This window comes from Pseudomonas sp. HMSC066A08, from assembly GCF_001813025.1.
GTDB classification, from domain to species: domain Bacteria; phylum Pseudomonadota; class Gammaproteobacteria; order Pseudomonadales; family Pseudomonadaceae; genus Pseudomonas; species Pseudomonas aeruginosa.
On the sequence record NZ_KV811295.1, the window covers coordinates 141,897 to 144,783 of the forward strand.

Below are 2,887 nucleotides of genomic sequence, written 5' to 3' on the forward strand. Positions count from 1 at the left end.
CTTGCGGCCGAGCAGGTCGAGGGCCTGGATGCCGTTGGTGCCTTCGTAGATCTGTGCGATGCGGCAATCGCGGACCAACTGCTCCATGCCCCACTCGCGGATGTAGCCGTGGCCGCCGTAGACCTGCATGCCGAGGTTGGTCACCTCTTGCCCGGTCTCGGTCATGAAGGCCTTGCAGATCGGCGTCAGGAAGGCCAGCAGGTCGGCGGCCCGCTCGCGCTCGGCGGCGTCCTGCGACAGGTGCTCGGTGTCGAGCAACTGGGCGGTGAAGTAGGCCAGCGCGCGGTTGCCTTCGTTGAACGCCTTCATGGTCAGCAGCATGCGCCGCACGTCGGGGTGCACGATGATCGGGTCGGCCGGCTTGTCCGGCGCCTTCGGCCCGGTCAGCGAGCGCATCTGCAAGCGCTCCCGGGCGTAGCGCACGGCGCCCTGGTAACTGGTCTCGCCAAGGCACAGGCCCTGCATTCCGGTGCCCAGGCGGGCGTGGTTCATCATGGTGAACATGCAGTGCAGGCCCTTGTTCGGCTCGCCGATCAGGTAGCCGGTGGCGCCATCGAAATTCATCACGCAGGTGGCCGAGGCCTTGATCCCCATCTTGTGCTCGATGGAGCCACAGGAGACCGCGTTGCGCACGCCCACGTTGCCTTCGGCATCGGGAAGGAACTTCGGCACGATGAACAGCGAGATACCCTTGGTTCCGGCCGGCGCATCGGGCAGCTTGGCCAGCACCAGGTGGACGATGTTCTCGCTCAGGTCGTGCTCGCCGGCGGAGATGAAGATCTTCGTCCCGCTGATCGCATGGCTGCCATCGGCGTTCGGCACCGCGCGGGTCTTGATGATGCCCAGGTCGGTGCCGCAGTGCGGCTCGGTCAGGCACATGGTGCCGGTCCAGGTGCCGGCGGTCATCCGCGCCAGGTAGAGGTCCTTCTGCGCCTGGCTGCCGTGGGCGTGGATCGCCGACATGGCGCCGCGGGTCAGGCCCGGGTACATGCCCCAGGAGACGTTGCTGGCGCCGATCATCTCGCTGAGCAGCAGACCCAGCGAGTGCGGCAGGCCCTGGCCGCCGTACGCGGGATCGCTGGCGACACCGTTCCAGCCACCCTCGACGTACTGTGCATAGGCTTCCTTGAAGCCCTTGGGCGTGGTCACCACGCCGTTGTCGAAGTGGCAGCCCTCTTCGTCGCCGGAGCGGTTCAGCGGCGCCAGAACCTGTTCGCAGAATTTCGACCCTTCATCGAGGATCGCCGCCACCATGTCCGGGGTCGCGTCGCTGGCGCCGAGCGCCTGGTAACGCCCATGGAAGTCGAATACCTCATCGATCAGGAAGCGCATGTCGCGCAGCGGAGCCTTGTATTCCGGCATCTCTGTTCTCCTCGGCAGGGGCGCCCCACAGGCGCGAATCCCTCGAAGCTACTGCGCCGGGCGGGCGCCTACAATCACGCTGCGGACGCTGAATGCAACGCCATAACCCCAAGGTCGGAAGGCCAGGATGCGGCAGATCGCAGGCATGAAAAAGCCCGCCGAAGGGCGGGCTCTTTCTCACCTGGGGAGCGGGCCGCCAGCGGCCCGTGCCATCAGTAACCGAGGGCGAAATCTTCCTCGGCCATCTCCATCAGGTTGTTGGCGCCGGACAGCATGGCGGCGACGTGGGCGCGGGTACGCGGCAGGATGCGCTGGAAGTAGAAGCGCGCGGTCTGCAGCTTGGCCTTGTAGAAGGCTTCCTCGCCGGTACCGGCGGCCAGCTTCTCGGCGGCCAGACGCGCCATGTCGGCCCAGAAGTAGGCCAGGCAGGCGTAGCCGGAGTACATCAGGTAGTCCACCGAAGCGGCGCCGACTTCCTCGCGATCCTTCATGGCGGCCATGCCGACCTTCATGGTCAGGTCGCCCCACTCCTTGTTCAGTTGCGCCAGCGGAGCGACGAATTCCTTGACGGCTTCGTTGGCTTCGTTGGCCTGGCAGAACTTGTGCACGATCTTGGTGAAGCCCTTCAGCGCCTCGCCCTGGGTCATCAGCACCTTGCGACCCAGCAGGTCGAGGGCCTGAACGCCGGTGGTGCCTTCGTACAGCATCGAGATGCGGCTGTCGCGGACGTTCTGCTCCATGCCGTGCTCGGCGATGAAACCGTGGCCGCCGAAGATCTGCACGCCGTGGTTGGCGGACTCGAAGCCGACTTCGGTCATGAACGCCTTGGCGATCGGCGTGAGGAAGGCCAGCATCGAGTCGGCGGCTTTCTTCTGCTCTTCGTCCTGGCTGCGCTGGACGATGTCGACCTGCTTGGCGGCGAAGTACAGCATCGCGCGATTGCCTTCGGCGAAGGCCTTCATGGTCAGCAGCATGCGGCGCACGTCAGGATGCACGATGATCGGGTCGGCGGGCTTCTCGGGCGCCTTCGGACCGGTCAGCGAGCGCATCTGCAGACGCTCGCGAGCATAGGCGATGCCGCCCTGGAAACCGACTTCGGCATGGGCCAGGCCTTGCAGCGCGGTACCCAGGCGAGCGGTGTTCATGAAGGTGAACATGCAGTTCAGGCCCTTGTTCGGCGGGCCGATCAGGAAGCCGGTGGCGGCGTCGAAGTTCATCACGCAGGTGGCGTTGCCGTGGATGCCCATCTTGTGCTCGATGGAACCACAGGAAACCGCGTTGCGCTCGCCGGCGTTGCCTTCGGCGTTGGGCAGGAACTTCGGCACGATGAACAGCGAGATGCCCTTGGTGCCCTGCGGGGCGTCGGGCAGGCGGGCCAGGACGATATGGACGATGTTGTCGGCCATGTCGTGCTCGCCGGCGGAGATGAAGATCTTGGTGCCGGTGACCTTGTAGCTGCCGTCGGCCTGCGGCTCGGCCTTGGTGCGCAGCATGCCCAGGTCGGTGCCGCAGTGCGGCTCGGTCA

The 2,887-nt window shown here is 65.8% G+C and carries 2 protein-coding genes; both read right to left on the minus strand.

Annotated elements, in window-relative coordinates; translation table 11 throughout:
- The coding region (locus tag HMPREF2886_RS12700) for an acyl-CoA dehydrogenase family protein (protein WP_070747471.1) at window positions 1-1,362 on the minus strand (1,362 nt) is incomplete at its 3' end.
- A 212-nt stretch (window positions 1,363-1,574) separates the two neighbouring features.
- A partial coding sequence (locus HMPREF2886_RS12705) for a phenylacyl-CoA dehydrogenase (RefSeq protein WP_049263471.1) occupies window positions 1,575-2,887 on the minus strand: 1,313 nt, incomplete at its 5' end.